The following is a 26,282-nucleotide window of genomic DNA, read 5'->3' as shown; positions in this document are numbered from 1 at the left end:
CGGCCGGGCCTTCCTTTTTCGCCGCCCTAGGTGCGGGCGTTCAGGTCGGCGAAGGTGCGCGCGTAGCGGGTGCCGACCATCAGCAGCAGTACACCCACCACCAGGAACGCGGCCGCGCGCAGCAGCCCGGCCAGGGTGGCCAGGTCGAACAGGAACAGCTTGGCCAGGGCCGCACCGGTGAGCAGCAGGCCCGCCACCAGCGCCACCTTCGCCTGCGCCGACTTGCGGGAGAGGCGGCGCAGGCCGAACAGCAGGGCGGCGGTGGCCGCGGCCATCCAGATCACCGTGGCGATGCCATGTCCGGCCAGGAACCCGTCGCGACTGCCGGTGGCGACGCCGAGCGAGACGGTCAGGGCGGTCACCGTGTACAGCCCGCCGATCCCGGCGAACACCGACAGGACGGCGGCGTCGGACTCCCGGTCCAGCAGGCCCAGGCGACGTGCGGTCCAGGTCGCGACCGCCAGCACCGCGAGCAGGAACACCGCCGACAACGCGGTCGAAATACCCAGGTGCGCTTCGGCTTCCGACTGCCCGGCCAGGGTGGCCGGGTCGGCGCGGAACAGGAAGGCGAGCGCGCCCAGCCCGCCGTAGGCCGCGCCGAGCGCCGCCGCGAACCGCGACCGCTGCTGTCCGGCTGCCGCCAGGAAGCCCATGGCGACCACGAACAGCGCCGTCGGCAGCGTCTGCACCTCGGTCACGCCGACACACGCCTCGAGCAGCGCGACCGCACCGGCCACCGCGGACACCACGGCCAGGTGCCCCGGAATCCGGACGGCGGCACCGAGTTTCGGCACCCACGGCACCGCCGCGACCAGCAGCAGTACCGCCGCGACAGCGCCGGCCAGCACCGTCGGCCCGGTGCGCCCGGAGAACAGCACGGGCGCGGCCAGCATCGGCGCGGTCGCCGCGCCGAAGCTCAGGCTCGCGGTCACGTCACCCGCCCGCAGCCGCCCGGCGAGCACCGCACCGGCCAGCCCGGTCACCGCGATGACGATCGCGGCGGCCAGCGCCTGATACCGGTCCGGCCCCGCGCCCGAATCGAGAGCCGTGCCGACCACCGCGAGCAAGGTCACCAGTACCGCCGGAATCGTCCGAATCACGTGCAGCCACGGCCAATCCCGCACCAACTGCACCGGCAGAGCGGCGATCTGCAACACGATCAGGAAGCCAACCAGCAGCATCAACTCCGTCGACACGAACGGCGCGAGCACCGCCGCCCCACCCGTGACCAGCACGGCCAGACCCTGGGAGTTCCACCGCATGGCGAGCGCCACGCCCCCGGCCGCGATCCCGAACGCCACCACATACCCGACCGCCGGATCCAGCCACCGGTACATCGTGGTCATGGCGACCACATCCAGATATCCCCCGGCGATACCGGTGGCCGCCAACGCTATTCCCCCGACGCGGCCACCCGGCTTGGCGAACACCCGCGCCCCGACCCCGACCAGAGTGGCCGAGAACAGACCACCGGCAACAACTCTCGGCACCGGCCCGAAGAACCCGGCCTGCGCCGCCAGCACCAGCAGCATGACCACGCCGATCAACGTGACCGCCACCCCGGCCACGGCCAGCACCCGGCTGATCACCCCTTCCCGCTGCCACCACGGCTCCCGCACCGGCCGCCCGGCCACCACGCGCCGTTGCTGCGGCAACCCGGGCATCGGCGACAGAGGCTGCGCACCCGGACCAGGCCACCCCGGCCACCCCGGCCGAGCCGCGCCGACCGGACCCGGAACAGGCTGCCCCACAGGCATTCCCGTCGGTCCTGCGGGCGGGATCCAGCCGGGGGCGGGCGGAATCGGAACCCCCTGCTGCGCAGGCCATCCCGGCACACCCACGGGCGACTGCGCCCACCCGGGCACAGCTCCGGCCGGACCGGACCCCGGCGCATTCCAGGCCGGAGCCTCAGGCCCCGCCGGAAGGTTCCCCTGAACGGGCTGTCCGCCCTGCTCAGCCGCGGCGACTCCGCCGGGTGCGCCAGGAACGCCCTGTTCCGGCCGCTGTTCCGTGGCGGAGACGGTCGAGGGGACCTCAGGCCCGCCCGCCCCGGCAACGCCCGTGCCGGTCGCGGTCTGTGCCGCGGTCCGCATGGTTTCGGCGAGAACCTGCGTGTGCAGGGTGTCGAGGTCGCGGCCGAGGACGTTCAGGTGCTCGCCGAGCGCGGTGAATTCGGTCGACAGCCGCGCGATCAGGCGGGGATCGATGGCGGGATTCATGCCCGCAATGCTCCCGACCTGGGGGTTCTGCCACATGAGTAGAAACACCCGGGTGGCGGGCGATTACTACGCGAGTCGCGGCCGGGCGCTCAGGCGGAGTGGGCGGCAGCGCGCGCGATGGTCGCGGTGATCTCGGCGGTGATCAGGTCGGGGGCTTCCAGCATGGGGACGTGCCCCAGGTCCGGGAGCGGGCGGATCTGCACGGCCGCGGTGGGGGTGAGGGGCGCGTAGACGTGCGGCGGCAGCACCCGGTCGTGTTCGGGCAGCAGGATCGTGGTGGGGACGTCGAGCTCGGCCAGGCCGGTGAAGCCGACGGGCAGCTCGGGGTCGGTCGCGAGGTCGTCGACGATGGCGCATTCGGTGATGGCCGCGGTCATGGCCTTGGCGAGCGGATTCGGCACGACGGCGGGCCGGTAGGCGAGCAGCGGCAACAGCAGGCTGCGCAAGAGCGAGGGCATGGTCGGCTGCTGGCCGGGGCCCAGTCCGATGAGCGGCCCGAAGGCACGGAACCGGCGCAGCAGCGAGTCCGCGGCGGCGGGGGTGCGCCACAGTCCCGCGGGTGCGATGGCGGTGCAGGAGCGAGCCCGGCCGCGGGCGGCGAGTTCCAGGGCGATCCAGCCGCCCAGCGAGTTGCCCGCGATATGGACGGTGTCCCAACCGGATTCGTCGAGCAGCCGCTCGCAGTGGTCGACCAGCGCGGCCACGGTGGCGGGACGCGCGGCCTCGGGTCCGCCCCAGTGCCCGGGCAGGGTGGGGGCGAGCAGGGTGTGGCTCGCGGCCAGGTCGTCGAGCACGCCGCCCCAGGACTGCCAGGTGAGCAGCACGCCGTGCAACAGCAGCAACGGTTCGCCGCGGCCGGTTCGATGCACTGCCTCGGGGGCCGGGACGCCTTCCACCATGGGCGTGACCCTACCGTCCGGCTCCGGGTCCCGCCGACCGGTTCACGCCCCGTTGAGGAAGCGCTTCCAGTTGGTCCCGAACGGGTGCTTGGCGGTGACGGAGCTGAATCGCAGGCTCCCGTGCACGATGATGTGCAGCGGACCCATCGGCGGCCCGCTGCGCACTTTGGTGTTGGCGCTCGACCCGATCAGGTCGATGGCATTGAGGTCCACGGTCGCCTCGGCGGGCAGGATGAGCTCCAGCGAGCTGCAGGTGTCGTTCACGTGGATCTCCACCACCTGGGTGGACATGACGGCCTGGGTGAAGTCCAGGTGCACGCTGCCCATCATGCTGTTCAGCACGAGGCTGGGCGGCACGTGCCAGACGCCCCTGCGGTGCACGCTCGACATGCGCGCGCGAATCACATTGCCGGGCACGGGTTGCGGCAGGCGCGGCGGCCCGGCCACGAATCGGGGCTGCGGCGGCACGTAGTGCGGCGCGGCGGGGGCGGGCTGCCCGACCAGCCGGACCCCCGGCAGATCGATCAGCACCGCGTTGAGTTCGCCGCGGGTCTTGGCCGCGAGCGCGGTGTCCATGCGCTCGGTGAATTCCCCCAGCGACAGCATGCCCAACCCGACCGCTCGCTGCAGCAGCCGGCCGACATGTTCGCGTTCTACATCAGATACCCGTAGATCCCGGTCGCCGATCACGGTGCCGGTCTCGAGCGCGGAAACCGCTTCAGGACCTCCCATGTCTTCGAGGCTAGCGAGCCCGGGCCGGTCACCGCATCAGGGCAATCCCTGAACCGCTCCCCTACTCGAGGCCCTGTTCGATGGCGTACCGGGTCAGTTCGACGCGATTGCCGAGCTGGAGTTTGCGCAGCGTGGACTGCACGTGGTTCTCGACGGTGCGGTGGCTCAGGCCCAGCCGGGTGGCGATCTGCCTGGCGGACAAGCCTTTCGCCACCATCCGCAGCACTTCGGTCTCGCGGTCGGTGAGCGCGGGCCGGTGGGGTTCGTCGCGGTCGGCGGGGGTGTTGGCGATGCGGCGGAATTCGCCGAGGACCAGCCCGGCCAGGCCGGGGGTGAACACCGCTTGTCCGGCGGCCGTGGCGTGCACCGCGTCGAGGAGTTCGGTGGACGAGGCGCTCTTGACCAGGTAGCCGGTGGCCCCGGCCTTGATGGCGTCGAGCACGTCATCGCGTTCGGCCGACGCGGACAGCACCAGCACCCGGGTGCGCGGGGAGACCCGCAGCACCTCGGCGGTGGCGTCGGCGCCATTGCCGTCGGGGAGCTGCATGTCCATCAGCACGACGGCCGGGCGGACGGCGGCGGCGCGGGCGCCGGCCGAGCGCACGCCGTCGGCGGTGGCGACCACGTCGAATCCGGCCTCGGCCAGGTCGCGGGCGACGCCGTCGCGCCAGATCGGGTGGTCGTCGACCACCATCACGGTGATCCGGTCCGCCGCTTCGCTCATGTCCGCCTCCGCTCTCATTGTGGCCGTTCGACGGGAATCCGGAACTCCCATTCCGCGCCCGCGCCCTCGTCGCCGTCCCCGGACGCCGCTTCGAACAGCAGCTGCGCGGTGCCGCCGAGCGCGGCGACCCGGCCGATGATGGAGCGCGAAACACCCATGCGCCCTTGCCCTTCGGCCTCCACGAGCCGCCCGGGCGGAATGCCCGGACCGTCGTCGCGCACGCTCACGATCAGCTCGTCACCCATATCCTCCAGCAGCACATAGGCTTTCGCGCCCGGTCCGGCGTGCTGGACCACATTCGCCAAGGCGGCGGCGACGGCCGCGGCGACCTCGCGGGCCGCCCAGTGCCCGAGCAGCACCGGATCGCCGGGCGTGGAGACGAAGACGGACGGCGTGGTCTGCGCGGTGAGCAGGGGACGCAAGTCCTCGTCCACCCCGCTGACGTCGGCGGGTTCGCCCTGTTCGGAGATGAGCACCCGCAAGGCGACCTCCTGCTCCCCCGCCCGCTGCGCCAGTTCCGCTGTCGGCCCGCCGATCTCGTGCCCGCGCCGCTTGATGTGGCTGAGCACCTGGAGGACGCCGTCGTGCACCTGGCGGGCCAGGCGCTCGCGTTCCTGGGCGGCGGCGGTGAGCCGGATGGCCCGCTGGAGCTGCGCGTGGGCGCGGCGGGCGGTGTTGGAGGCCAGGCCCAGGGCCAGGCCCACCGAGATCAGCACCGGCAGCGTGGCGTCGCGCCAGACGTCGACATCCCATTGGGCGCGGGCGGTGATGACGGCGGCGGAGACCACCAGCCCCGAGCAGATGCCGCCGAACGGGCCCCACAGGATCGCCGCGGAGACCACGGCATTGGCGGCCCACAGCGTGGTGGGCAGGGTCTGATGGCCGTGGTACCAGTCGTACGGGGCGACCAGCCGGGTGGCGAAGATGAGGGCGATCACCACCACGTGGTCGCCGATCACCACCCCGGTGCGCACCCGCGGCTCGTTGCGGATCCGCCACTGCGACAACAGGATCGCGGAGATGCCCGACCACACCGCCATGACCGCGATCAGCGCCCAGCTGAGCCGCTGATTGGTGTAGTGCGGCACCGAGGCCACCTGCTGGCCGACCGCGTACAACAGGGTGACCAGCCGGAAGGCCTGCACCGCCCGCCACAGCGGCGCGGTGGCGGCCCAGGCGGGATCGGGCCCGGTCCCGCCCGGCACCGGTTCGGTCCCGCGCCCCACTCAGTCCTCCGTGACCGCTCGGCCGTCGGGACCGTCGGGTGTGGCGGCGTACATGGGTTGGTCCGGATCGCCGGTGTGCAGTTCCTGATACGCCTCCTCGGGCGAGTCGGCGAGCAGCGAACGCATGGCGGTATTGACCACGGCCACGAACGGCACCGCCAGCAGACCGCCCGCGAGCCCGGCCAGCACCACGCCCGCCGCGATGGCCAGCACCACGGCCAGCGGGTGGATGCGCACCGCGCGGCCCATCAGCAGTGGTTGCAGCACATGGCCTTCCAGCTGCATGACCGCGACCGTGATGCCCAGCACGATGAGCGCGGTGACCAGGCCCTTGGTCATGAGCGCGATGAACACCGCCACCGAGCCCGCGATGAAGGAACCCACGATCGGGATGAACGCGCCGATGAAGACCAGCGAGGCCAGCGGAAGCGCCAGCGGCACATTGAGAATCGCCAGGCCCGCGCCGATGCCGATGGCGTCCACCGCCGCGACCAGCACGGTGGCCCGGACGAAACCGGTGAGGGTGCCGAAGCCGAGCCGCCCCGCCTCACGCACCTTGGAGCGGTGTGCGGTCGGGACGATGCGGGTGCAGAACTCCCAGATCTGGTCGCCGCCGTAGAGGAAGAAGATGAGGATGAACAGCGTCAGGAACGTGCCGGTGAAGAACTCGCCGATGACGGTGGCGGTGGTGAGCGCCCCGTTGGTGAGCGCGTCCTTGTTGGATTCGACGGTCTTGACGATGGTGTCGCCCGCATTGCGGATCTGATCGTTGCTCAGGTGCAGCGGCCCGTTGATCAGCCAGTCCTGCACCTGGTGCACGGAGGTTTTGAACTCGTCGGACAGCTGCGGCACACCGGAGACGAACTGTTCCACGACGAAGGTCATGATCCCGGCCAGGATCCCGAGCGACCCGATCAGCGCGACCAGCACCCCGATGGCCCGCGGCACCCCGAACCGCTGCATCCAATTGACCAGCGGCGCCATCAGAGCCGCGCCCAGCAGCGCGATGGAAATCGGAATCGTCACCGTCGACAGCCGCCGCGCCAGATACGCGACCGCGATCACCGCCGCCAGAATCATGAGCAGCCGCCAGCACCACTCCGCGGTCTGCCGGACGAGCGGGTGCACAGCCTCCACGTCGCGCCGCCGTACCTGACTCGTTTCAACGGACCCGCTGGACACCGCCTGCGCCTCACTCACCTGAGCGAGCCTAACGGCCGGAACCTCCGCAGGCATGTACCGGCGATGCAAACGCTAGATTGGAGCGGTGTCAGCGCCCCTGGAAGCGGTCAAACAGACCATGCATACCCGCTGGCCGCTGTACTTAGCTTCGATGCTCGCGGCCAACGCGTTCGGCGCTGTCCTGGTGTGGGCGTTCATCGAGTACGGGTTGCCGGTGCCGGAGGGCGGCACCAGCGCGACTCGCGAGACCGGGCTGCTGGTGCCCGCGCTGGTCTTCGTGATCGGCGGATTCCTGAGCGTGACGGCGTCGGCGCTGATGCTGCGGCCGGTGATGCGGTGGCAGATGCGGGGCGGGCCGCCGTCGCGGCAGGAGCAGATGGCGGCGCTGCACGCCCCGTTGCGGCAGGCCATTGTGCATCTGGTGTTGTGGCTGGTCGGCGGCGCGGTGCTGGCCTCGCTGATCATCGTGCGCGCTCCGGGGCTGGCGGCGGCGGTGATCGTCACCGAATGTATGGCCGCCACCATCGTTTTCGGCTTCACCTACATGCTGGGGGAACGGATTCTGCGGCCGGTCGCGGCCGAGGCGCTGACCGTGGGGGCCTTCGACCACACCCTGACCGCGGGGGTCGGCACCCGGATGGCCATGACCTGGGGGATGGGCACCTTCGCGCCGACCATCGCCATCGTGCTGCTGTGCGTCACCCAGATTTCTTCTCGCGTCCAGTTTTCCGCGCAGTCGCTGGCGGTCTCGATTCTCTTGTTGTGCGGCGTGGTGATCATGCAGGCACTGGCGCTTTCGATGCTCACCGGCTCCTCCATTTCCGATCCGATCCGCCAGCTCAGCCAGGCCATCGACCGGGTGCAGGAAGGCGCCCGGGATGTGCAGGTGGAAGTTTTCGACGGTTCCGAGATCGGGCTGCTGCAGGTTGGCTTCAACCGAATGATGGGCGAGGCCGCGAAACGACGGGAACTGCAGGAATTGTTCGGTCAGCACGTCGGCGAGGATGTCGCGCGGCGGGCGCTGGAGTACGGCACCGAACTCGGTGGTGAAACCCGATTCGTAGCGGTCCTGTTCGTGGATATGGTCGGCTCGACCGCGACCGCGGCGGAACGCCCGCCGACCGAAGTGGTCAGCCTGCTCAACGAGTTCTTCCGGGTCGTGGTGGATGTCATCGACCGCCATCACGGGCTCATCAACAAATTCATGGGTGATGCCGCGCTGGCCATCTTCGGCGCGCCGCTGGATCGCCCCGACGCGCCGACCGCGGCCCTGGCCGCGGCCCGTGAACTGCGCGAAGCCCTGCGCGAGGTGGTCGGCCTGGATATCGGTATCGGCGTCTCGGCCGGACTCGCGGTGGCCGGGAATATCGGCGGGGCAAATCGTTTCGAATACACCGTGATCGGCGATCCGGTGAATGAGGCGTCGCGCCTGACCGAACTCGCGAAAGACCGGCCCGAACGGGTCCTGACCTCGTCGAGTGCCCTGTTCTTCGCCGATGAGAACGAGCAGCGGCATTGGCAGACCGGAGAAGAAGTGCAACTGCGTGGCCGCCGCCGGAAGACCCGGCTGGCGTGGCCGCGGGCAGGCACCGACCCCGCTGCTGCAGACGAGGCGGCGGCGAGTTCGTTAGGCTGACGACGTGACGGCCCATGGTGAGCTGGACGGCGAACCCGCGCCGCCCGCGGACAACGCGCGCCGTGGCAGATTCTGGTGGGCCAAATGGGTGCTGGGCGCCGCGCTTGTGGGACTGCTGATTTCCGAGGGCATCTACCTATATCCGCGCCTGCACGAATCCTGGAAGAACCTCACCGAAATCCATTGGGGCTGGGTCGCCGCCTGCATCCTCATGCAGGCGGTTTCCATGTCCGGATTCGGTCGCATCCAGAAACAGCTCCTGCACGCCGGCGGCGTGGAGGTGAGTCAGCGCAAGTCGGTGTCGGTGGTGTACGGCTCCACCGGCATGTCGCTGACCTTGCCCGCCGGTCAGGTGTTCTCGACCGCCTTCACCTACCGCCAGACCCGGCGCTGGGGCGCGAGCCCGATCGTGGCGTCCTGGCAGCTGGTGATGTCGGGCGTGGTGGCGGCGGCGGGGCTGGCGCTACTGGGCCTGTTCGGCACGGTGCTGGCCGGGGACCGGGTGGGTCCGGTCAAGGTGATCCTGACGTTGGGCACGGTCGCGCTGCTGATCTGGGCGGTGAACTACGTGTCCCGGCACCCGGACGGGGTGCAGGGCCTGCTGCAGCGAATCCTGCACCTGGTCAACCGGATCAGACGCAGACCCGCGGACGACGGCATGGACAAGATCGAGGAGATCATGTCCCAGCTGGAATCGGTGGACCTGGGCAAACGCGATGGCGCGTGGGTGGCGGCCTGGGCGCTGGTACACCGGCTCGCCGACGTCGCCTGCCTGGGATTCGCCTGCTACGCGGTGGGCGCGGACCCGCGCTGGGCGGCGCTCATGCTGGCTTTCGCGGCCGGAAAGGCCGTGGGCACCATTCCTTTGGCGCCGGGCGGCATCGTCTACGTGGACGCCACCCTCATCTACTCGCTGACCGCCGCGGCCGGGCTGCCCGCCGCGCAGGCCGTGGCCGCCGCCTTCCTCTATCGGCTGGTGAGCTTCATTCTGGTGGCGATCGTCGGCTGGATCGTCTTCCTGTTCCTGTTCCGCAAGCCGCAGGCCGGCGACGCCGAACTGGAGAAGGAGTTCGAGGAGCGCCGACTCCCCCGCCTGCCCGGGCCTTCAGCGGACAGCTGAGTGCCGTCACCTGCATCGCGTCCGTGCCTCGGTTACGAGCCGAAACAATTCCGGGCGTACCCGGTGAGTTACCCCGAACGGCACGAAACCAGTTGTTGCCTGGGCAGTCGAAGAATGACCGTGCGCGACTGACCAGGCAAGGCGCGACGTCGCTGCACAGGTGCATGCGAGCCGCCGATACGCTTGCCGCGTGAAGAAACTCGTGCCCTTCGTCGTGGATATCACCCTGGTGATCGTGTTCTGCGTGATCGGGCGGCGCAGTCACGACGAGGCGATCCTCGCGGGCCTGCTGCGCACGTTCTGGCCGTTCGGCACCGGGCTGCTGCTGGGCTGGGTGCTGTCGGCGGCGGTGGCGGCGGGCCGGGAAGGCGTCTCGGCGGCACGGCGTTTCGACGCCCGCGCGGTGTGGCCGACCGGTGTGATCGTGTGGCTGAGCACGCTGGCGGGCGGCATGCTGCTGCGCGCGGTGTCGGGTCAGGGTGTCGCAGTGAGCTTCGTGATCGTGGCCGCGACCTTCCTGGGTCTGTTCCTGGTCGGCTGGCGCGCGGCCGCGCAGGCGCTGTCCTCTCGCTGAACCGCCGCTAGTCCGGGGTGGCCAGCGACTGCAACAGCCGGGCGGCCACCCGCGCGGTGAGGTCGCTGCTGTCGGGATCATCGATGTGAATGGCGAAGGCCAGATCCCCGAGGGTCGCGACCAGCCACCCGTTGTTGCCGGTGGTGGCGCTGTAGACCTGGACATCGCGATACCGGCCGAGGGCGGCCATCTCCGGCGCGCCGCCGCCGTCGTGCAGCATGGCGCGCAACCGGTCGGTGGCCTCCGGCGGCAACGCGGGCAGGTCGGCTTCGGTGGTGGCGGGCTGGCCGATGGCGATCATCGGCTTGGGCACCTGCCCGCGCGCGACCGCGGCCGCGGCGATGGCCATGCCCCAGGGGCTCGCCATCAGCGAGTCGGCGGCGCCGCCGCGGCCGACGTTCTCGGCGGTGTTCTTGCCGGTGGGCAGGCGGCCGGTGGTCTCGTCGAGGCCGGGCACCCGGAAGTCGATGCCGATGCCGAGCAGGCTGGCCGCGTCGGCGGCATCGCCGACCGAGACATCCTGCGGTGCTTTGTGTTTGGTGACAGCGGCGACATTCTTGAACAGCTCGATCATGCCGCCGACCGGGTACAGCCCGGTGAACGCGATATTGCCGCGCTCACTGGCCTGACTGTTCTGGGCGACCGCGACCAGGGCCCCGCTGGAGGGCTGGATGGCCACGATGGAGGTGGGCGAGCCGGTGCTCACCGCGGCGTCCTCAGCGGCGCGCTGCAGGTGCTGGTCCATGGTTCCCGGGACGTCGGGTCCGGGCGGGCCCTGTTCCCCGGCGAGCTGGGTGACCATGGCCCCGTTGGGCTCGAACAGCTGCACGCCCCAGCCGGAGTGGCGGTCGCGGTTCTCGTCCCACACCTTGGTGAGCGCGTCGAGCATGGGCGACCACACCCGGCGGTCGGCGGAGATGAGCTTGGGCTGCTTCTCCAGCACCACGCCCGGGATCGGGGCCATGCGGGGTTCGAGGATGGCGAAGTCGCCGTCGCGCAGGTTGACCGCGGTGATGGGTTTGCCCTGCGCGGCCGAAAGCTGTTGCATCAGGGCCGGTCCGTCGATGAGCGGGGCGACCGGTGCGATGGCGGCGGCGAGCGCGTTGGTGGAGGCGACCGGGTCGGTGATCTTGGCCGGGTCCAGCTTGACCACATTGATGGTCTGCTCGGTCATGAGCGGCTGGCCGACGATGTCGTTCACCCGCGGGGAGGGCTGGGCTTCGGTGCGGACCAGTTTGGCGGTCCGCTTGGCGTCGAGCTGCGGCATGACCAGGGCGGGATCCCACGAGATGCGCCAGCCCACACTGAGTTTGCGGACGGTGCCGTTGAGGTCGTACTTCCAGTTCCGGTTCTCGCCGAAGTTCCAGGCGCCGGTCATGGAGAAGAGGCCTGTCGTACCGTCCAGTTTGATGAACTGGGTGACGCGGTACTCGGGCTTACCCGGTCCCAGGCCCTCGAAGACTTGCTTCAGCGTTGCCGAGGCGCCCGCCGGATAGGAGGTCAGTCGCGACGCTCCGTCATAGTCCTTCTTGTCGATCAGCGAGGTGAACTGATCGACCACATTCTCCGCGCCCGTCGATTTGTCCCGAAACCCACACGACCCCATCGCGATCGCGACGGCCGCCACACCCGCGAGTGCGATAGCACCCCGAACTCGGAAGCGGCGGGATCCCCACACATCCATATCGCCCACTCTTCACTCTGGCCACATCAGCATCAGGTCCACGGTACCGCGCTCCGAACGCCGCGGCGCCACCTTCTCCACCAGGTGCGCACGTACTGAGCATCACCATAGTGCCGAAATCCTTCAGTAGGGACCAGTTACATGATCACCGGTCGGTTACAGCACTGGCGTATTCGGGACTCGGCAGACCGTTCGGTTCTCACTGGTGACAGCCCCGCGCGCGATTCGTGACCATGCCTCGAGACCCCGTTCTCCCAGAGCGGAACCCGTGCACCCGATTTCGACGTAACGTTGTAATCAGCATTACAACTCCATGCCATAAGTGAGTGTGACCAACATGAGACACGGACATCGTGGACCCGGCTTCGGACGTACCGGCGGTTGGCAGCAGGCCGACCTCCCCGACGTCTCGGACGCCCCCGACTGGTTCGCTGGCAGATTGCCAGCCGACTGGTTCACCGGTCCCGCAACCCTCGAGGTCGATCGCGACGAAATCGTCGTCCTCGGCGAACTCCCCCTCCCCCCAGCCGAATCCACCCCCGCCGCCGAACCCGGCGCGGACGCCCCCGACACCGACGCGGCCCCGGCCGGCGTCCCGCAGGCCACCCGCGAGGGCCTGCTCGCCCGCTTCCGGGAGTCCACCCGGCCCGCCCGCATGCAGATCGCCCAGGAGGCGCAGGCCCGCTACGGCCGCAATGTCGCCTGGGGCGTGCTCGTCGACGGCGAGCGAATCATGTTCACGCATCTGGCCGTGCCGGTCATGACCCGATTGCGCCAGCCCGAGCGCAAGGTGCTCGACACCCTGGTCGACGCCGGGGTCGCCCGCTCCCGCTCCGACGCGCTGGCCTGGACGGTCAAGCTGGCCGGCAAGCACGCCGAGGAGTGGCTCGGGGAATTGCGCACGGCCATGCGCAAAGTCGACGACCTGCGGACGGAAGGACCGCGCGGCCTGTGATCGCCCGACCGGCCGATAGAGTGGGCGCATGCCTGCTACCGGCCCGATCCTGGTGCTCAACGGCCCCAATCTGAACATGCTGGGCACCCGTCAGCCCGAGGTGTACGGGGCCGACACGCTCGACGATGTGGTCGAACTGTGCCGCAAGACCGCGGCGCGGTTCGATCGCGAGATCGTGGCGTTCCAGTCCAATCACGAGGGCGCGCTGATCGATCGCATCCACGCCGCCCGCGGTGTGGAGTCCGGCATCGTCATCAATCCGGGCGGGCTCACCCACACCTCGGTGGCGCTGCGGGACGCGCTGGTGATCCCGGAGGTGCCGATCGTGGAGGTGCACATCAGCAATGTGCACGCCCGCGAGGAGTTCCGGCACCACTCGTTCGTGTCCCCGATCGCGACCGCGGTGATCGCGGGCATGGGCATCCAGGGCTACGCGGCGGCCGTCGAGTTCCTCAGCACGCGCTGACCGGTTCCGCGCCCGCGCCGACCGGTGCGGATCCTTCGCAGAAGGGCCCGGATCTTCCTGGCGACACCTGGAAACCGTCGCGGTGCTGGGCGTGTGGGCGGTCGCGGGCGTCCTGATCGCGCCGATGGTGCTGCGCCGCATGGCCCGCCGCGAATCCGGTGCGGCCGTGGCGGCCCGCCGCGAGAGGGCCATGGCGCGTGCCTACTGACAGCGAGGTCATCTACCACCGGATCGCCATGCTGCGGGCCGAGCGCGGGATCTCGCGGCGGGAACTGGCCCGGGGCCCTGGGCGCGCACTACCAGACGGTCGGCCTTCTGGAGCGCGGCGAGTACAGCCCGAGCCTGCAGCTGGCGACCTACTTCGAGGTGCCGGTGGAGGTCATCTTCTCCACCGCCCCGTCCCCGCGCATCGGCTCCGAAACGGCCTGAGCCATCAGCTCATAGGTCGACACCGGGCTCCCGGCCGCCAGGCTGGCGGCCACCGCCCGGCGCCAGAACGCCTGGGCGGTGTGCGAGAGCGTGGCGTCCACGCCGGCCTCCTCGCTGGCGTCGATGACGTGCTGCGCGCCCGCGTCCATCATGCGCAGACCCGCCAGATCGGCCCAGCCGCCGCTCGCGTTCCGCACCGAGAACTGCTCCATGAAGTACGGGAAGGCGGCATTGGAGCGCACCGCGAACGGCACGAACTGCGCGATGTCGTGGCCCGCCCGGGCGATCATGGCCGTGGCCTGGTCGAAAGCCAGCAGCCAGGGATGGAAGATGGTGAGCAGGCCCTGGTAGAAGACCTGGGCCAGACCGTCATCCACGCCCAGGTACTCCGGTGGGCTGAGCGGGCGCAGCAGCTCGGCGTGCGCGTCGAAGACCGCGCGCGGGCCGCTGTAGAAGATGTACGACGCCGGGTGCTCGATATTGTTGCCCGCCGACATGACGCCACCGGACAGGAATTCGGCGCCGTGCTCCCGCACCCACGCCGCGCCCCGGCGCGCCTGCTCGGGCGAATCCGAGGACAGGTTGGCGACCACCTTGCCGCGCAGGCGATCCGCGACCGGGCCGAGAACGTCGTACATGGCGGCGTAGTGGGTGAGGCTGAGCACCACCACCTCGTTGGCGTCGAGCGCCTCGGCGACGGTGCCCGCGCGCTTCGCCCCGAGCTCGACCATGGCGTCCGCCTTCTCGGGGCTGCGGTTCCACACCGTCACCTCGACCCCGGCCTTCAGGAAGGCCTTCACCATGGCCCGGCCCATCGGGCCCAGGCCGATGACGGTGACGGAATTGCGCTGATCGGACATGCTGTACCCCTTCGATTTCGGCTGTTCTGCGGTGGCGCGCCGGAATCGATGGTGGTCCGGGATCGGTAGCCTCGGGAAGACCGCACTCGCGGGTGCGGTTGCTTACCCGGAGGTTGGCAATCTGGTCAGGAGGGCGCGATGAGTACCGGCGGTGACGGGGATCACGAGGTGTGCGGCATGTCCATCGCCATCGGCGCGGTCGGCGGCAAATGGAAACTGCACCTGATGTGGGTGCTGGCCGAGGGCACCCAGCGCTTCGGGCAGATCCGGCAGCTGCTGACCGGCGTGAGCGAGAAGGTGCTCACCGAGAACCTGCGGCAGATGGAGGCGAGCGGGCTGGTGCACCGGGAGATCTTCCCGGAAATCCCACCGCGCGTGGAGTATTCGCTCACCGAACTGGGCCAGGAGCTGAGCGCGGCGCTGCGACCGCTGGAGGAGTGGGGCGACCGCAATCGGAACCGGATTCCCGGCCGCGCGCTCACCCCGTCCGCCTAGGCTCCGCCGATCCGCTCACCGATCCGTTCCAGCAGGTCCGCGGCGTCCGCCATGCTGCGGGCCGGGTCGGACTCCAGTTCCGACAGGGCGTAGGCCGCCTCGAATCCGGCGTCCCGCACCTGGTCCGGGGTCAGTCGCACCCGGCCCGCGACCGCGATGACCGGCAGGTCGGCCGCCCGGGCCGCGCGGCAGACTCCGATCGGGGCCTTGCCGGACAGACTCTGCGCGTCCAGCGAGCCCTCCCCCGTGACGACCAGGTCGGCGTCCTTCAGCTGGGCCGGGAAGTCGATGAGGTCGAGGATCAACTCGATGCCGGGGCGCAGCCGCGCGCCGAGGGCGGCGAGCGCCCCGAATCCGGCGCCGCCCGCCGCGCCCGCGCCCGCGCGGTCCGCCCATTCCGGCCCGAGCACGGCGGCCCAATTCTTCAGTGCCGCTTCGAGAGTGGCGACCTGCTCCGGGTTCGCGCCCTTCTGCGGGGCGTAGATGGCGGCCGCGCCGTCGGGACCGAGCAGCGGGTTGTCCACATCGCTGGCCAGGGTCACGGTCGCATCGGCCAGTCCGGGATGCAGATCGCCGCGGTCCACCCGCACGGCGCGCGCGAGCGCCGCTCCCCCGCAGGGCAATTCGTTGCCGTCGACGTCGAGGATGCGCAGGCCGAGAGCTTGCAGCAGGCCCGCGCCGCCGTCGGTGGAGGCGCTGCCGCCCAATCCGAGCACGATGTCGCGCGCACCCCGGTCGAGCGCGTCGCCGATCACGTCACCCACACCGTAGGTGCTGGCGTGCAGGGGATCCGGTTGCCCGTCCGGCAGTTTCGCGAACCCGCTCACCGCGGCCAGCTCCACCACGGCGGTGCGCCCGCGCACCGCGTAGAAGGTGGTCACCGGTGCGAGGGTGGGCCCGAAGCTCTCGACCTCGACCCGCTCCCAGCCCGCCGCCACGAAGGCGTCCACGGTCCCGTCGCCGCCGTCGGCCACCGGTGAGCGCCGCACCTCGGCGCCCGGGTCGGCGCGGGTGATTCCCGCCGCGAGTGCGTCCGCCACCTGCGCGGCGGTCAGTGAGCCCTTGAATTTGTCCGGGGCGAGCAGCACCCGGCGCGGCCGTGGGTCCGTCATGCGTCAAGTGTGATCGCTGCGCCGGAAAGCGACACGCCAGGCGGCATGGTTCGGTCAAACGGACAAATTGCCAGGGCCGGGGAACTAGCGTCGCACGCATGCCGAGTCAGTCGATCGAGGTCCGTAAGAACTCCGCGCTGGAGCGGTTCGAGTTGTACATCGGCGATTACCTCGCCGGCGTCGCGGCGTATCAGGACACCGCCAATGAGCGGGCCTTCGTGCACACCGAGATATATCCCCAGTTCGAGGGGCAGGGCTACGGGCGCAAGCTGGTGCAGGGCGCGCTCGATCAGACCCGGGACGCGGGGTTCGGGATCCTGCCGCTGTGCCCGATGGTGCACCACTTCGTCGAATCCCGGCCCGAATACCTGGCTTTGGTGCCGCACTGGTCCCGGGAACGGCTCAACCTGCCGCAGCACTGACGCCTAGTACGCCTTCACCGCTCCGTCCAGCGCGACCTGCAGCTCGTCGCGGACCACCCGGGTGATCTCGGCGGGTTTGGCGGGCAGCTCGGCGACCGGCACCCCGAAGTAGAAGCTGGCCGAGTACGCCTCCTCCTTGGTGGGCTCCACCGCCGGATCAAGGCGCGGTCCGTAGCTGAGCCCGAGGCTCACCAGCGCGGGTTCGGCGCCGAGCTTCTTGGCCCGGAAGGCGATGTGCCCGATGCCGCTTCCGATGGTCTGCACCTGGGTGGGGTCGACATCGTTGCAGGTCCCCTCCGGGAACACCGCGATCCCGTCCCCGCGGGCCATGCGGTCGGCGCAGATGTCGATCATGCGCTGTCCGGCCGCGTTGACCGCGCGCAGCCCGTGGTCCTTGCCGCGGAAGACCGGGATCCCGCCCATCATGTCGATGCGTTCGCGCAGCTCGGGCTCGGTGAACAGCTCGTCCTTGGCCAGCACCCGGGTGCGCCCGATGACCGGCCGCATGGCGCTGCGCCAGGCCGCGGCGGCGACCGTGTACGGATCCAGCTGGGAGAGGTGGTTCACCGCGATGAGCAGCGGACGCCGCTGGGAGATCAACTCGCGCAACTTCTCCCGCGCCCCGGCCGCGTAGGTGATACGGGGCCGGTAGCGACGACCGAGCAGCCAGTAGGCCGCCTTCGCCTTCAGCGCGTTCTGCTGGTGATCGCGGTAGAAGTCGTACACGGTATCGGCGTTCTCGAGGATGACCTCGGGGCGTTCCATACCGATCACCCTAATCACGCGCCCACTAGGACAGCCACCCAGAGGTTCGCGACCGGAGCGAAGCGGAGGGCAATTTATCTCGGCAATTGCCGTGTCTCAGTGCGATGATGGCTGAGTGGCACGTGCAGAGGAACACGGTGACCGATCTCGACGCGAATTCCGGCATGAGGACCAGGTGGTTCGGCCAGGAACTCTGCTGGTGTCGGCAACCGATCTGACCGAGCCGTCCTTCCGGCGCTCGGTGGTCTACATCCTCGAGCACAATGACGGCGGCACCTGGGGCGTGGTGCTCAACAAGCCCAGCGACACCGCCCTGCACGATGTGCTCCCCAACTGGTCCGAACTCGCCGCCGGACCGCGCGCCCTCTACATCGGCGGCCCCGTGAAACGCGATGCGGCACTCTGCCTGGCCACCATCAAGGTGGGCGCGTCCATCGCCGGGGTGGCCGGCGTGCGGCGGGTCGACGGCCGGGTGGCCCTGGTGGACCTGGATTCCGACCCCGACCAGATCGAAGGTCTGGTCGACGGCATCCGGGTCTTCGCGGGCTACGCCGGCTGGACCTTCGGCCAGCTGCAAGGCGAACTGGACCGCGGCGACTGGATCGTCCTCTCGGCCCTGCCCACCGACCCTCTGGCCGGCCGCGTCGACCTCTGGGCCCACGTCCTGCGCCGCCAACCCCTCCCCCTCGCCCTCCTCGCCACGCACCCGATCGAACTGGAACGCAACTAGGATCGTGGATCCGGTATGGCACACACTGCCGTCCTGAACGCGACAACTGATCTGGTGACCTATGGGTAACTCACCGGGTACACCCAGAACTCGACCAGCTTCACACCGCCGGTCCGGTGCGCGACCGATGTGGCACCCGGCCGTCGGCAAGAGTCGCGGAGAGGCGGGTTAGCGGGATGCCGGAGGACCAGGCCGCCTTGCTCCGTGCGCTGTACGAGGAGCACGCGGGGGCACTGTGGCGCTACACCTACGGGTTGGTCGGGGATCCGGGCCGGGCCGAGGACATCGTGCAGGAGACCCTGCTGCGCGCCTGGCAGCGGCCCCACGTGCTGGATCAGTCCACCAGTTCCGCGCGGGCGTGGCTGTTCACGGTCGCCCGTAACCTGGCGGTGGACGAGCATCGCAGCGCGCGCAGCCGGCGCGAGTTCCGCACCGATCACCCGCCGGAGGTGCCCGAACCGGACAAGACCGATCGAGCGCTGGACGGCTGGCTGGTGGCGGACGCGCTGGCGCGGCTGAGCGTCGATCACCGCGAGGTCATCGTCCGCGCCTACTACCGGGGTCTGTCCACACATCAGATCGCGGGGGAACTGGAGATCCCGGAGGGCACGGTCAAGTCGCGCATGCACTACGGCATGCGGGCGTTGCGATTGGCGCTGCAGGAGATGGGGGTGACGAGATGACCGAAAGCCATGAGCTGTGCGATGGCTACACCACGTGGGATGGCGCGTATGTGCTCGGCGCTCTCGCCCGGGACGACCGCCGCGAGTACGAGGAGCATCTGACCGGATGCGAGTCCTGCCGCGCGGCCGTGTCGAAACTGGCGGGACTGCCCGGCCTGCTGGCCCTGGTGGACCCGGAGACCGCGCTGTCGATTGCGGCGCAAGAGGATCCGTCCGCGAGCGTGCCGCCGCCGCCCGAACGCCTGCTGCCCACCCTGGCGGACCGGGCGCTGGCGAGTCGCCGGCGCGGCCGCCGGTGGTCGATCGGCGCGGCGGTGGCCGCGGCGGCCGCGGCGGTAGCGATCGCGGTGCCGGTGACCGCCACCGTCGCACGGTCCGGCCGTCCGGCGGTGGTGCAGCAGGTGGTGGCGCAGGGACCGCTGAAGCCGCAGACCGACACCCCGATCCAGGCCACCTTCAAGGTGGTGTCGATCAACGGCCAGAGCCGGGTGGACATGTGGTGCTCCTACCCGCCGTCCGACGAGAAGGATGAGGTGTACGGGTGGACGCTGTCGATGTGGGTGACCCGCGATGACGGCGTGCAGTCCAAACTCGCCGAGTGGACGGTCAAGTCGGGCCAGAGCCTGACCCTGGACGGCACCGCGTCGGCCTCGCCGGAACAGTTGAAGACGGTGGAGATCCGCAACCTGTCCGGCAAGATCCTGCTGGCGGCCGGGCTCTAGGCGGTCTTGCGACGGAAAGTCGTGGTGGCCCAGAAGTATCCGGCGACGGTGATCACCACGCACCAGCCGACGGCGAGCGCCCCATTGTGCCCACCATCAGCCCGAGCAGCGCGAACGCCGCCAGCCATTCCGGTCCCGCGGGCTCCACCCGCGCCGCGTCCAGCCGGTCGAGCACCTCACGGACCGAGCGCACCGCGCCGTCGCTCGGAACGGCCGGCGTGAGATCACCGTTGACCTGCGCCGCATCGCCGAACAACTGTGCGGCGGAGTCGAATTCACCGCGTTCGAGGAAGTCGAGCCGGATGTATCCGCCCGGCACCATGCGCTCGAGCTATCCGCCGTGCCCTCGGCCACCAGCCGCCCCTGATGCAGCACGGCGATTCGGTCGGTTAGTTGATCGGCTTCTTCGAGGTACTGGGTGGTGAGGAAGATGGTGAGGCTCGCGGTCAAGGTTGTCGGTTACAGCTGTTCGGTTGTGCTATCGGGATTGTCGGATCAGATGTCGAGGTCCTCGACGTTCGGATGTTCGGTGGCGTCGATGACGCGGGCGTAGAGCCGATCCGGGATCGTGCCCTTCAACTCCCGCACGGTGTCGAAGACCTCGAGGGTGAAGTCCCCCCAATTCTGTTCCCCCACACCGAGGAAGCGCCGCCACTGCCGCCAGTCCTTGAGGATGTTGGTGTCGGCCGGGAACTCCGACCAGTTGGAGAAGTGGCTGTGTACCGCGAACGCGCCTTTGCGTGTGCGGTACACCCGGATGTCCTCGATGCGCTCATTGGTCACCTGGTGCCAGTCGGTCAGCAGGGTGGCGGAGAATCGAACCTGTCGGATCCCGTCCTTGCCGACCTTGAGGACCACCTCGTCGTAGCCCTGCTGGCGGCCCTCCTCGAGCTCGATGAAGCGCCGCAACGCCGTCACGATCGCCCCCGAAAGATTGCCCCCGACCAGCTCCTGAGCCCGCTGAAAGAGTGTGAGGTCGTCATCGGAAACGTAGATCGTCTTGTTCGGCATGACCGAACTATACGTAGACGTATACATACACGGCAAGGTTCCGGTTCGAGAAACGCCGGAAGTCGAGCAGCAGCATTGAACCGCTGACTACCCGGATTTCGTATCCCGAGTCAGCGGTACTCGGTCACCGGTGGCGACCACCGAAAGGAATCGCCCATGCATAGCGGTACACGGGTCGCGGACCGGCTGGTCCAGGCGATCTCGACGCTGGGCGTCCGGCACCTGTTCGGGGTCGGCGGCGCGAATATCGAGGATCTGTACGACGCGGCCTACGAACAGCGCGGCCTGATCACCGCGGTGGTCGCCACGCACGAGTTCGGCGCGGCCACCATGGCCGACGGCTACGCGCGCTCCACCTCGGGCCTCGGGGTGGTCTGCGCGACCTCCGGCGGCGGGGCCGTGAACCTGGTCGCGGGACTCGCCGAATCCTTCGCCTCCCGGGTGCCGGTACTGGCCCTGATCGGCCAGTCCCCGACCGCGTTGGAGGGCAAGGGCGCGTTCCAGGACTCCAGCGGGCAGGCGGGCAGCTTCGACGCGGTCGCGCTGTACTCGCCGATCTCGCGGTACTGCGCGCGCGTGGAGGCCCCCGCCGACCTGCCCGCGCACCTCGCCCGCGCCGTCACCGCCGCCCGCCGCGGCGGCCCCGCGGTGCTGTTGCTGCCCAAGGACATTCAGCAGGCCGACCTGGTCACGTCGGATTTCGTGCCGCCCCCGCGCGCCTACCGCCGGGAGATCGAGAGCCTGTGGCGAGTGGTGCACATCGTGCGCGGCGCCCGGGCCCTCGGCAAGATCGTGATCATCGCCGGGGACCAGGTGGCCCGCGACGACGCCCGTGACGAACTGGCCCGCTTCGCCGCCCGGCTGGACGCGGCCGTCGGGGTCGCGCCCGATGCCAAGGACGTCTACCACCACGCCGACCCGGGGTTCTGCGGCGTCTCCGGCAGCATGGGCAATCCGGAACTGCTGGACGCGCTGCAGGGCGCCGCCCTGTGCCTGTTGATCGGCACCCGCATGCCGGTCACCGCGCGGGCGGGCATGGAGGACGCGCTGGCGGCCGTGCCGCTGGCGAGCGTCGGCGCGCTGCCGCCGTTCCTGCCCACCGCCCACGCGCACAGTAACTATCTGGCCAAGACACTCGACGAGCTGATCGCCGAATTGGATTCCGGCTCGGCCGAGGACACGGCCCGGATCATTCCGCTGCGACCGCACCCGCACCGCGAGCCCGCCCTCACGCCGCTGCCCGTCCCGCCCGCACACGGTCCCGGACTGCGGTATCGCGAGGTGGTCGAGATCATCAACGACGCGCTGCCGCCGGGCGCGGACGTATTCGCCGACGCGGGCAATACCGGTGCGGCCGTGGTGCATCACCTGCGGCTGCCGCGCGGCGGCCGGTTCACGGTGGCGCTCGGCATGGGCGGCATGGGGTACGCGTTCGGGGCCGGTATCGGATCGGCGTTCGCCCGCCACCGCCGCCCCGACGGCGGTCCGCGGCGCACCTTCGTGATCGCCGGGGACGGGGCGTTCTTCATGCACGGCATGGAGATTCACACCGCCGTCGAGCACCGGCTGCCGATCACCTTCGTCGTCCTCAACAACAACGCGCACGCCATGTGCGTCACGCGTGAACAGCTGTACTACGGGGATCGGTACAGCTTCAACCGATTTCGTCCCGCGTATCCGGGCGCGGGGATGGCCGCCATGTTCCCGGATCTGTGCACCCACGCACCGGAGAACCGGGCCGAGCTCGCCGCGGCACTGCGGCACTGCCTCGACCGCCCGGGTCCGTCGTTCGTCGCGATCGACTGCGATCCCGACGAAATCCCGCCGTTCACACCGTTCCTGACGCCACCCAGGAGGTAATCCGTGACCACCAGCGCCCTGCCCGCCCTCAGTGACATTCCGGGCGGAGTCGTGCCCGGCGTGCTGCGGATCGAGAACTCCGATCGCGACGCCACCACCCCGATCATCCTGGACATGCTCCGCTCGGTGTATCCCCACGACCAGATCTTCGGCGACTTCTGCCCGGTGCAGGGCTATATCGACGCCCCGCCCCGCGACCTGTACGAGTACCTCGCCGACACCCGGTGCCTGGAGGAGTGGACCTACAGCCTGCGCGGATTCACCGAGACCGAGGAACCCGGACTGTGGGAGTCCTACGACCGGATGGGCGACAGCACCCGGATCTACACCCGCACGGTGGCCAATCCCGAAGCCATGACCGTGGACTACCACTGCGCCTGGGATCAGCGCGAACACCTGTGGATGGTCTATCTGATGCGGGTGGTCGACGCCCAGGTGGTGTTCGACAAGCCGGGCTCGGTGGTGTTGTGGACGAACTGCCATCACCCGTTCTACGACGAGAACCCCTACAAGGACACCGCGCCGGACAAGCGCAAGGTGTGGGTGGGCGATTTCTGGGAGATGTTCTCCGCCGGGCACCAATTGGAGCTCGACAACCTACGGGTCATCGCGGAGTACCGGGCCTCGCACGGACTGCCCATCAAGCCCGCCTGGATGAAGTGAGGATGCGCCATGGACTTCACCGATCCCGCCCTGCGGATGCCGCCGGCGGTCAGTCTGGTCGATGTCGCCGGGTACCTGCCCGGCGATCCGGTCGGCACCGAGTACTTCACGCAGTTCTCACGCTCGGACCGGATGGCCAAGAACGTCATGTTCCGCGCTCCCCAGGGTCGTCACCATGTGGGCCGCGACGAGACCGCCGTGGACATGGTCGAGCAGGCCGTCGCCCCGCTCATCGAACGCCATGGCGCACCGGAGATCTCGAACATCGACGTGCTGCTCACCCACACCCAGCTGCCCGACAATCCCGTGCTGGGGGCGGGACCGGAGGTGGCGCGGCGGCTGAACATGAAGCCGCGCTGGGTCTTCGACATCCACAACGGCGGCTGTGCGGCGTTCGTGCACATGATGTGGACCGCCCGCATGATCCTGCAGACCACCGACGCGCGCACCGCGCTGATCGCCTGCACCCAGAACTGCGCGGGCCCGGTGTTCACCCAGCCCGATATCCGCGGGCTCGCGCAGGCCCCCGTCCCCGGGGACGGCTGCGGGGTCGGGCTGCTGGTGAAGAACAGCTCCGCGCCCATTCTCGACATCGAATGCCGCACCTATCCGGAGTTCGCGGGCGATATGGAATTCAGCACCAATGGCGACCGCAAGTACTGGGAGCCGGGCGAGGGCCAGGGCTGCGTCAGCTTCACCGAATCCAAAGTGGCCAAGGTGATGACGCGCGGCAATCGGCTGGTGCCGGAGGTCGCGCAGGCGGTGTGCAAGCGGATCGGCGTGAAGTCCAGCGATCTCGACACCTTCGTCACCAACCAGCCCAACCGGCTGTTCCTGCGCAACTGGAACGAGGCCATGGAACTGCCGCCCGAACGGCATCCCGACACCTTCGACAGCTGCGGAAACCTGTTCGCCGCGGGCATTCCGGTGACCCTCGACGCCGAGAACCGGGCGGGGCGGCTGCGCAATGGCTCGGTGGTGCTGATGGCCGCCTTCGCGCACGCGGGTGACTTCGCGGGAGCCGCCGCCGTGCGCTGGGGAGCCGCCCGATGACGCGCCCGGTGCCGTGGCCGACGGGGCTGCGCGGCGACTCGGGCGCCGTCCGCTACGACCTGAGTCTGAGCGAGAATCCGTTTCCGCCATTGCCTTCCGTCATCGCCGCGATCGACACCAGTCTCGGCGGGGTCAACCGGTACCCGGAATTCCTGCCGCAGCGGCTGCCCCGGCTGATCGGCGAGCACCTCGGGGTGGACGCCGACCGGATCGTGGTGGGGACGGGCGCGACCGGGGTCGCCATGCAGATCATGCAGACCCTCACCCGCCGCGGATCCGAATTCGTCTACGCCACACCGACCTTCGACGGCTATCCGATCATGGCGAACATGGTGGGACTGCGGCCGGTGGCGGTGCCGCTGGACGCCAACGGCCGCCAGGACCTGTGGGGCATGGCGCGCGCGGTCGGCGACCGCACCGGACTGATCGCGGTGTGCCGCCCGCACAATCCGACCGGCACCGTGGTCGGGGCCAGCGAACTGAAGGCGTTCCTGTGCTCGATCCCGGCCCGGGTGCCGGTGATCCTGGACGAGGCGTACGTCGAATTCCTCGGCGCGGCCGACGCACTGGACCCGCTCGAACTTATCCACAGGCATCCCAATGTGCTGGTCCTGCGCACTTTCTCCAAGGCGTACGGGCTGGCCGGGCTGCGGATCGGCTACGCCTTCGGCGCGCCGGATCCGTTGCGGCGGGTGCGGCGGGTGCAACTGCCGTTCGGGGTGCCCGGCCCGGCGGTGGCGGCGGTGCGCGCGTCCTACGCCGCGGAAGCCGAACTGGGCGAACGGATTCTGCGCATCACCACCGAACGCGAGCTGCTCCGGATCGACCTGCGCCGCGCGGGCATCCGGGTGCCGCGCTCGAGCGCCAACTTCCTGTACCTGCCCGGCCGCGACATCGCGCCCGCGCTGGCCCGGGCCGGGATCGCGGCCAAGCGCTACCCGGACGGCAGCGCCCGCATCGCGGTGGGCGACCCGGGCGCGCACCGCGCCGTGCTGCACGCCCTGGCCGACCGGCCCTCCGCCGGACTGCACCGCGCGCTGCGGCGCGAGGACAGCCGGCTGCTCTCGCTCACGGCGCGGTACGAGCCCAGCGTCCTGCGAGGGCCGCACAGGTGATCAGCTGAATCTGGTGGAACATCATGAGCGGCAGCACGACCAGGCCCACCGAGTGACCGGCGAACAGCACCGTCGCCATGGGCAGCCCGGTGGCCAGGCTCTTCTTGGAACCGCAGAACACCACCACGATCCGGTCCGCGCGATCGAACCGCACCGCCTCGCCGAGGAAACCGGTGGCCGTCAGCACGATCGCCAGGATCACGCAGCACACCGCCGCCAGGCCCAGGATCCGCCACGGCGACATGGCGTGCCAGATGCCCTCCACCATGCCCGCGCTGAACGCGCTGTAGACCACCAGCAGGATGGACCCGCGATCCACCAGCTTGGTCGGCTCGGCGTAGCGGGACAGAAAGCCCTTCACCTTGGGCCGGATCAACTGGCCCACGAAGAACGGGACCAGCAGCTGCAACACGATGTCCACCACCGCGGACGGATCCACGCTCGCCTGTCCGGTGGTGTTCATGAGCAGGATCACCAGCGCGGGGGTCAGGAACACGCCCAGCAGGTTCGACACCGTGGCGCTCACGATCGCGCCCGCCACATTGCCCTTGGCGATGGAGGTGAACGCGATCGAGGACTGCACCGTCGACGGCACCAGGCACAGGAACAGCACACCGGTGTAGAGGTCGGGGGTGAGGATGTGCGGCACCAGCACCCGCGCGGCCAGGCCGATCAGCGGGAAGATGATGAACGTGCAGGCCAACACCGTCACGTGGAGTCGCCAGTGCTTGAGGCCCTCGATCGCCTCGTGCGGCGCCAGGCGGGTGCCGTAGAGCAGGAACAGCAGCGCGATGGCTATCTTCGTCAGCCAGTTCACGACCTCGGCGGCATCGCCCCGGGCCGGGAAGATGCTGGCCAGGACGACCATGCCGAGGATCGACAGAATGAACCCATCGATGTAGAACTTGCTGAGAAATCGCACCGGATCAGGCTAATCACCGAAAG

27 protein-coding genes and 1 pseudogene are annotated in these 26,282 nt (G+C 69.7%); 15 read left to right on the top strand and 13 right to left on the bottom strand.

The genetic code is table 11. From position 1 onward, the window contains the following. Positions 1 to 26: 26 nt before the first annotated feature. The 6 genes from ACFV4K_RS07560 to ACFV4K_RS07535 all read right to left on the bottom strand — a co-directional run bounded on the left by ACFV4K_RS07560 (position 27) and on the right by ACFV4K_RS07535 (position 6,880). The gene (locus ACFV4K_RS07560) at positions 27 to 2,219 is read right to left on the bottom strand and encodes a DUF2339 domain-containing protein (protein WP_379272892.1); all 2,193 of its coding nucleotides are present in this window, start codon (positions 2,217 to 2,219) and stop codon (positions 27 to 29) included. Positions 2,220 to 2,308: 89 nt separating this feature from the next. Next, positions 2,309 to 3,118: an alpha/beta fold hydrolase gene (locus ACFV4K_RS07555; protein WP_379272890.1), complete on the bottom strand. Its 810-nt coding sequence runs from the start codon at positions 3,116 to 3,118 to the stop codon at positions 2,309 to 2,311. 42 nt (positions 3,119 to 3,160) lie between these two features. Beyond that, on the bottom strand, positions 3,161 to 3,805 hold the full coding sequence (locus tag ACFV4K_RS07550; protein ID WP_379272903.1) for a DUF1707 domain-containing protein: 645 nt from the start codon (positions 3,803 to 3,805) through the stop codon (positions 3,161 to 3,163). A gap of 106 nt (positions 3,806 to 3,911) precedes the next feature. Beyond that, positions 3,912 to 4,574 (bottom strand): response regulator, encoded by a 663-nt coding sequence (locus ACFV4K_RS07545; RefSeq protein WP_379272889.1) that lies wholly within the window; start codon positions 4,572 to 4,574, stop codon positions 3,912 to 3,914. Between the two features lie 14 nt (positions 4,575 to 4,588). Continuing rightward, entirely contained in the window at positions 4,589 to 5,779 is a 1,191-nt protein-coding gene (macS, locus tag ACFV4K_RS07540; protein WP_379272902.1) for a MacS family sensor histidine kinase, read from the bottom strand. 21 nt (positions 5,780 to 5,800) lie between these two features. Further along, entirely contained in the window at positions 5,801 to 6,880 is a 1,080-nt protein-coding gene (locus tag ACFV4K_RS07535; protein ID WP_379272901.1) for an AI-2E family transporter, read from the bottom strand. A gap of 220 nt (positions 6,881 to 7,100) precedes the next feature. Here ACFV4K_RS07535 and ACFV4K_RS07530 point away from each other — a divergent pair, with 220 nt between their 5' ends. The 3 genes from ACFV4K_RS07530 (at position 7,101) to ACFV4K_RS07520 (ending at position 10,312) form a co-directional block, all read left to right on the top strand. After that, positions 7,101 to 8,618 carry an adenylate/guanylate cyclase domain-containing protein gene (locus tag ACFV4K_RS07530; RefSeq protein WP_379272900.1) on the top strand — a complete coding sequence of 506 codons (1,518 nt, stop codon included), beginning with the start codon at positions 7,101 to 7,103 and terminating at the stop codon, positions 8,616 to 8,618. Positions 8,619 to 8,622: 4 nt separating this feature from the next. Beyond that, positions 8,623 to 9,738, top strand: a complete 1,116-nt coding sequence (locus ACFV4K_RS07525; protein ID WP_379272888.1) for a YbhN family protein — start codon at positions 8,623 to 8,625, stop codon at positions 9,736 to 9,738. Positions 9,739 to 9,928: 190 nt separating this feature from the next. Continuing rightward, positions 9,929 to 10,312: a DUF3054 domain-containing protein gene (locus tag ACFV4K_RS07520; RefSeq protein WP_379272886.1), complete on the top strand. Its 384-nt coding sequence runs from the start codon at positions 9,929 to 9,931 to the stop codon at positions 10,310 to 10,312. Between the two features lie 7 nt (positions 10,313 to 10,319). Here ACFV4K_RS07520 and ACFV4K_RS07515 read toward each other — a convergent pair whose 3' ends face one another. Next, the gene (locus ACFV4K_RS07515; RefSeq protein WP_379272885.1) at positions 10,320 to 11,873 is read right to left on the bottom strand and encodes an NTF2-like N-terminal transpeptidase domain-containing protein; all 1,554 of its coding nucleotides are present in this window, start codon (positions 11,871 to 11,873) and stop codon (positions 10,320 to 10,322) included. Positions 11,874 to 12,333: 460 nt separating this feature from the next. Between ACFV4K_RS07515 and ACFV4K_RS07510 the strand changes: the two genes are divergently transcribed. The 3 genes from ACFV4K_RS07510 to ACFV4K_RS07500 all read left to right on the top strand — a co-directional run bounded on the left by ACFV4K_RS07510 (position 12,334) and on the right by ACFV4K_RS07500 (position 13,625). Continuing rightward, positions 12,334 to 12,951: a hypothetical protein gene (locus ACFV4K_RS07510; RefSeq protein WP_379272899.1), complete on the top strand. Its 618-nt coding sequence runs from the start codon at positions 12,334 to 12,336 to the stop codon at positions 12,949 to 12,951. 28 nt (positions 12,952 to 12,979) lie between these two features. Continuing rightward, positions 12,980 to 13,417, top strand: coding sequence for a type II 3-dehydroquinate dehydratase (gene aroQ, locus ACFV4K_RS07505; RefSeq protein WP_357097348.1), 438 nt, complete (start codon positions 12,980 to 12,982; stop codon positions 13,415 to 13,417). 82 nt (positions 13,418 to 13,499) lie between these two features. Further along, entirely contained in the window at positions 13,500 to 13,625 is a 126-nt protein-coding gene (locus ACFV4K_RS07500) for a hypothetical protein (protein ID WP_379272883.1), read from the top strand. A 148-nt stretch (positions 13,626 to 13,773) separates the two neighbouring features. On the opposite strand, the gene ACFV4K_RS07495 is transcribed toward ACFV4K_RS07500, so the two are convergent. Next, on the bottom strand, positions 13,774 to 14,769 hold the full coding sequence (locus ACFV4K_RS07495) for an NAD(P)-dependent oxidoreductase (protein ID WP_379272898.1): 996 nt from the start codon (positions 14,767 to 14,769) through the stop codon (positions 13,774 to 13,776). Positions 14,770 to 14,844: 75 nt separating this feature from the next. Between ACFV4K_RS07495 and ACFV4K_RS07490 the strand changes: the two genes are divergently transcribed. Beyond that, a complete protein-coding gene (locus ACFV4K_RS07490) occupies positions 14,845 to 15,201 on the top strand; it encodes a winged helix-turn-helix transcriptional regulator (RefSeq protein WP_379272881.1) in 357 nt (118 codons plus the stop codon). Here the strand turns inward: ACFV4K_RS07490 and ACFV4K_RS07485 are convergent. Next, entirely contained in the window at positions 15,198 to 16,313 is a 1,116-nt protein-coding gene (locus tag ACFV4K_RS07485) for a glycerate kinase (RefSeq protein WP_379272879.1), read from the bottom strand. The two genes, ACFV4K_RS07490 and ACFV4K_RS07485, sit on opposite strands and share 4 nt — an antisense overlap. 98 nt (positions 16,314 to 16,411) lie before the next feature. On the opposite strand from ACFV4K_RS07485, the gene ACFV4K_RS07480 reads away from it, so the two are divergent. After that, on the top strand, positions 16,412 to 16,735 hold the full coding sequence (locus tag ACFV4K_RS07480) for a GNAT family N-acetyltransferase (RefSeq protein WP_379272878.1): 324 nt from the start codon (positions 16,412 to 16,414) through the stop codon (positions 16,733 to 16,735). Between the two features lie 3 nt (positions 16,736 to 16,738). On the opposite strand, the gene ACFV4K_RS07475 is transcribed toward ACFV4K_RS07480, so the two are convergent. Then, on the bottom strand, positions 16,739 to 17,500 hold the full coding sequence (locus tag ACFV4K_RS07475) for a lysophospholipid acyltransferase family protein (RefSeq protein ID WP_379272876.1): 762 nt from the start codon (positions 17,498 to 17,500) through the stop codon (positions 16,739 to 16,741). 115 nt (positions 17,501 to 17,615) lie between these two features. Here ACFV4K_RS07475 and ACFV4K_RS07470 point away from each other — a divergent pair, with 115 nt between their 5' ends. The 3 genes from ACFV4K_RS07470 (at position 17,616) to ACFV4K_RS07460 (ending at position 19,635) form a co-directional block, all read left to right on the top strand. Next, entirely contained in the window at positions 17,616 to 18,230 is a 615-nt protein-coding gene (locus ACFV4K_RS07470; RefSeq protein WP_379272874.1) for a YqgE/AlgH family protein, read from the top strand. A gap of 176 nt (positions 18,231 to 18,406) precedes the next feature. Continuing rightward, positions 18,407 to 18,913, top strand: coding sequence for a sigma-70 family RNA polymerase sigma factor (locus ACFV4K_RS07465; protein ID WP_379272873.1), 507 nt, complete (start codon positions 18,407 to 18,409; stop codon positions 18,911 to 18,913). Then, entirely contained in the window at positions 18,910 to 19,635 is a 726-nt protein-coding gene (locus tag ACFV4K_RS07460) for an anti-sigma factor family protein (RefSeq protein ID WP_379272871.1), read from the top strand. Before ACFV4K_RS07465 ends, ACFV4K_RS07460 begins: the two co-directional genes overlap by 4 nt. A gap of 133 nt (positions 19,636 to 19,768) precedes the next feature. Here the strand turns inward: ACFV4K_RS07460 and ACFV4K_RS07455 are convergent. Further along, positions 19,769 to 20,073: pseudogene (locus ACFV4K_RS07455) on the bottom strand (ABC transporter); the annotation flags it as partial. Between the two features lie 57 nt (positions 20,074 to 20,130). Next, positions 20,131 to 20,646 carry an EXLDI protein gene (locus ACFV4K_RS07450; RefSeq protein WP_379272869.1) on the bottom strand — a complete coding sequence of 172 codons (516 nt, stop codon included), beginning with the start codon at positions 20,644 to 20,646 and terminating at the stop codon, positions 20,131 to 20,133. A 156-nt stretch (positions 20,647 to 20,802) separates the two neighbouring features. Here ACFV4K_RS07450 and ACFV4K_RS07445 point away from each other — a divergent pair, with 156 nt between their 5' ends. Genes ACFV4K_RS07445 through ACFV4K_RS07430 form a run of 4 tightly spaced genes read left to right on the top strand, consistent with a single transcriptional unit; the run spans position 20,803 to position 25,337 of the window. Beyond that, positions 20,803 to 22,506 carry a thiamine pyrophosphate-binding protein gene (locus ACFV4K_RS07445; protein WP_379272867.1) on the top strand — a complete coding sequence of 568 codons (1,704 nt, stop codon included), beginning with the start codon at positions 20,803 to 20,805 and terminating at the stop codon, positions 22,504 to 22,506. 3 nt (positions 22,507 to 22,509) lie between these two features. Then, a complete protein-coding gene (locus tag ACFV4K_RS07440; protein WP_379272865.1) occupies positions 22,510 to 23,169 on the top strand; it encodes an SRPBCC family protein in 660 nt (219 codons plus the stop codon). 9 nt (positions 23,170 to 23,178) lie between these two features. After that, positions 23,179 to 24,222 carry a 3-oxoacyl-ACP synthase III family protein gene (locus ACFV4K_RS07435; protein ID WP_379272863.1) on the top strand — a complete coding sequence of 348 codons (1,044 nt, stop codon included), beginning with the start codon at positions 23,179 to 23,181 and terminating at the stop codon, positions 24,220 to 24,222. After that, entirely contained in the window at positions 24,219 to 25,337 is a 1,119-nt protein-coding gene (locus ACFV4K_RS07430) for an aminotransferase class I/II-fold pyridoxal phosphate-dependent enzyme (protein WP_379272861.1), read from the top strand. The genes ACFV4K_RS07435 and ACFV4K_RS07430 overlap by 4 nt, the downstream gene beginning before the upstream one ends. Here ACFV4K_RS07430 and ACFV4K_RS07425 read toward each other — a convergent pair. Beyond that, a complete protein-coding gene (locus ACFV4K_RS07425) occupies positions 25,291 to 26,259 on the bottom strand; it encodes a bile acid:sodium symporter family protein (protein ID WP_379272859.1) in 969 nt (322 codons plus the stop codon). The two genes, ACFV4K_RS07430 and ACFV4K_RS07425, sit on opposite strands and share 47 nt — an antisense overlap. Between the last annotated feature and the right edge of the window lie 23 nt (positions 26,260 to 26,282).

This window comes from Nocardia sp. NPDC059764, from assembly GCF_042732555.1.
In the GTDB taxonomy this organism is placed as follows: Bacteria; Actinomycetota; Actinomycetes; order Mycobacteriales; family Mycobacteriaceae; genus Nocardia.
The sequence above is the reverse complement of the archived record's forward strand: the minus strand, read 5'-3'. Positions and strand labels throughout refer to the sequence as shown.

Coding starts and splice junctions, on each gene's coding strand:
- ACFV4K_RS07560 (WP_379272892.1), bottom strand. CDS start 2,219: ATGAATCCCGCCATCGATCCCCGCCTGATCGCGCGGCTGTCGACCGAA.
- ACFV4K_RS07555 (WP_379272890.1), bottom strand. CDS start 3,118: ATGGTGGAAGGCGTCCCGGCCCCCGAGGCAGTGCATCGAACCGGCCGC.
- ACFV4K_RS07545 (WP_379272889.1), bottom strand. CDS start 4,574: ATGAGCGAAGCGGCGGACCGGATCACCGTGATGGTGGTCGACGACCAC.
- ACFV4K_RS07535 (WP_379272901.1), bottom strand. CDS start 6,880: ATGATTCTGGCGGCGGTGATCGCGGTCGCGTATCTGGCGCGGCGGCTG.
- ACFV4K_RS07530 (WP_379272900.1), top strand. CDS start 7,101: ATGCATACCCGCTGGCCGCTGTACTTAGCTTCGATGCTCGCGGCCAAC.
- ACFV4K_RS07510 (WP_379272899.1), top strand. CDS start 12,334: ATGAGACACGGACATCGTGGACCCGGCTTCGGACGTACCGGCGGTTGG.
- aroQ (WP_357097348.1), top strand. CDS start 12,980: ATGCCTGCTACCGGCCCGATCCTGGTGCTCAACGGCCCCAATCTGAAC.
- ACFV4K_RS07490 (WP_379272881.1), top strand. CDS start 14,845: ATGAGTACCGGCGGTGACGGGGATCACGAGGTGTGCGGCATGTCCATC.
- ACFV4K_RS07485 (WP_379272879.1), bottom strand. CDS start 16,313: ATGACGGACCCACGGCCGCGCCGGGTGCTGCTCGCCCCGGACAAATTC.
- ACFV4K_RS07480 (WP_379272878.1), top strand. CDS start 16,412: ATGCCGAGTCAGTCGATCGAGGTCCGTAAGAACTCCGCGCTGGAGCGG.
- ACFV4K_RS07475 (WP_379272876.1), bottom strand. CDS start 17,500: ATGGAACGCCCCGAGGTCATCCTCGAGAACGCCGATACCGTGTACGAC.
- ACFV4K_RS07465 (WP_379272873.1), top strand. CDS start 18,407: ATGCCGGAGGACCAGGCCGCCTTGCTCCGTGCGCTGTACGAGGAGCAC.
- ACFV4K_RS07460 (WP_379272871.1), top strand. CDS start 18,910: ATGACCGAAAGCCATGAGCTGTGCGATGGCTACACCACGTGGGATGGC.
- ACFV4K_RS07450 (WP_379272869.1), bottom strand. CDS start 20,646: ATGCCGAACAAGACGATCTACGTTTCCGATGACGACCTCACACTCTTT.
- ACFV4K_RS07445 (WP_379272867.1), top strand. CDS start 20,803: ATGCATAGCGGTACACGGGTCGCGGACCGGCTGGTCCAGGCGATCTCG.
- ACFV4K_RS07435 (WP_379272863.1), top strand. CDS start 23,179: ATGGACTTCACCGATCCCGCCCTGCGGATGCCGCCGGCGGTCAGTCTG.
- ACFV4K_RS07430 (WP_379272861.1), top strand. CDS start 24,219: ATGACGCGCCCGGTGCCGTGGCCGACGGGGCTGCGCGGCGACTCGGGC.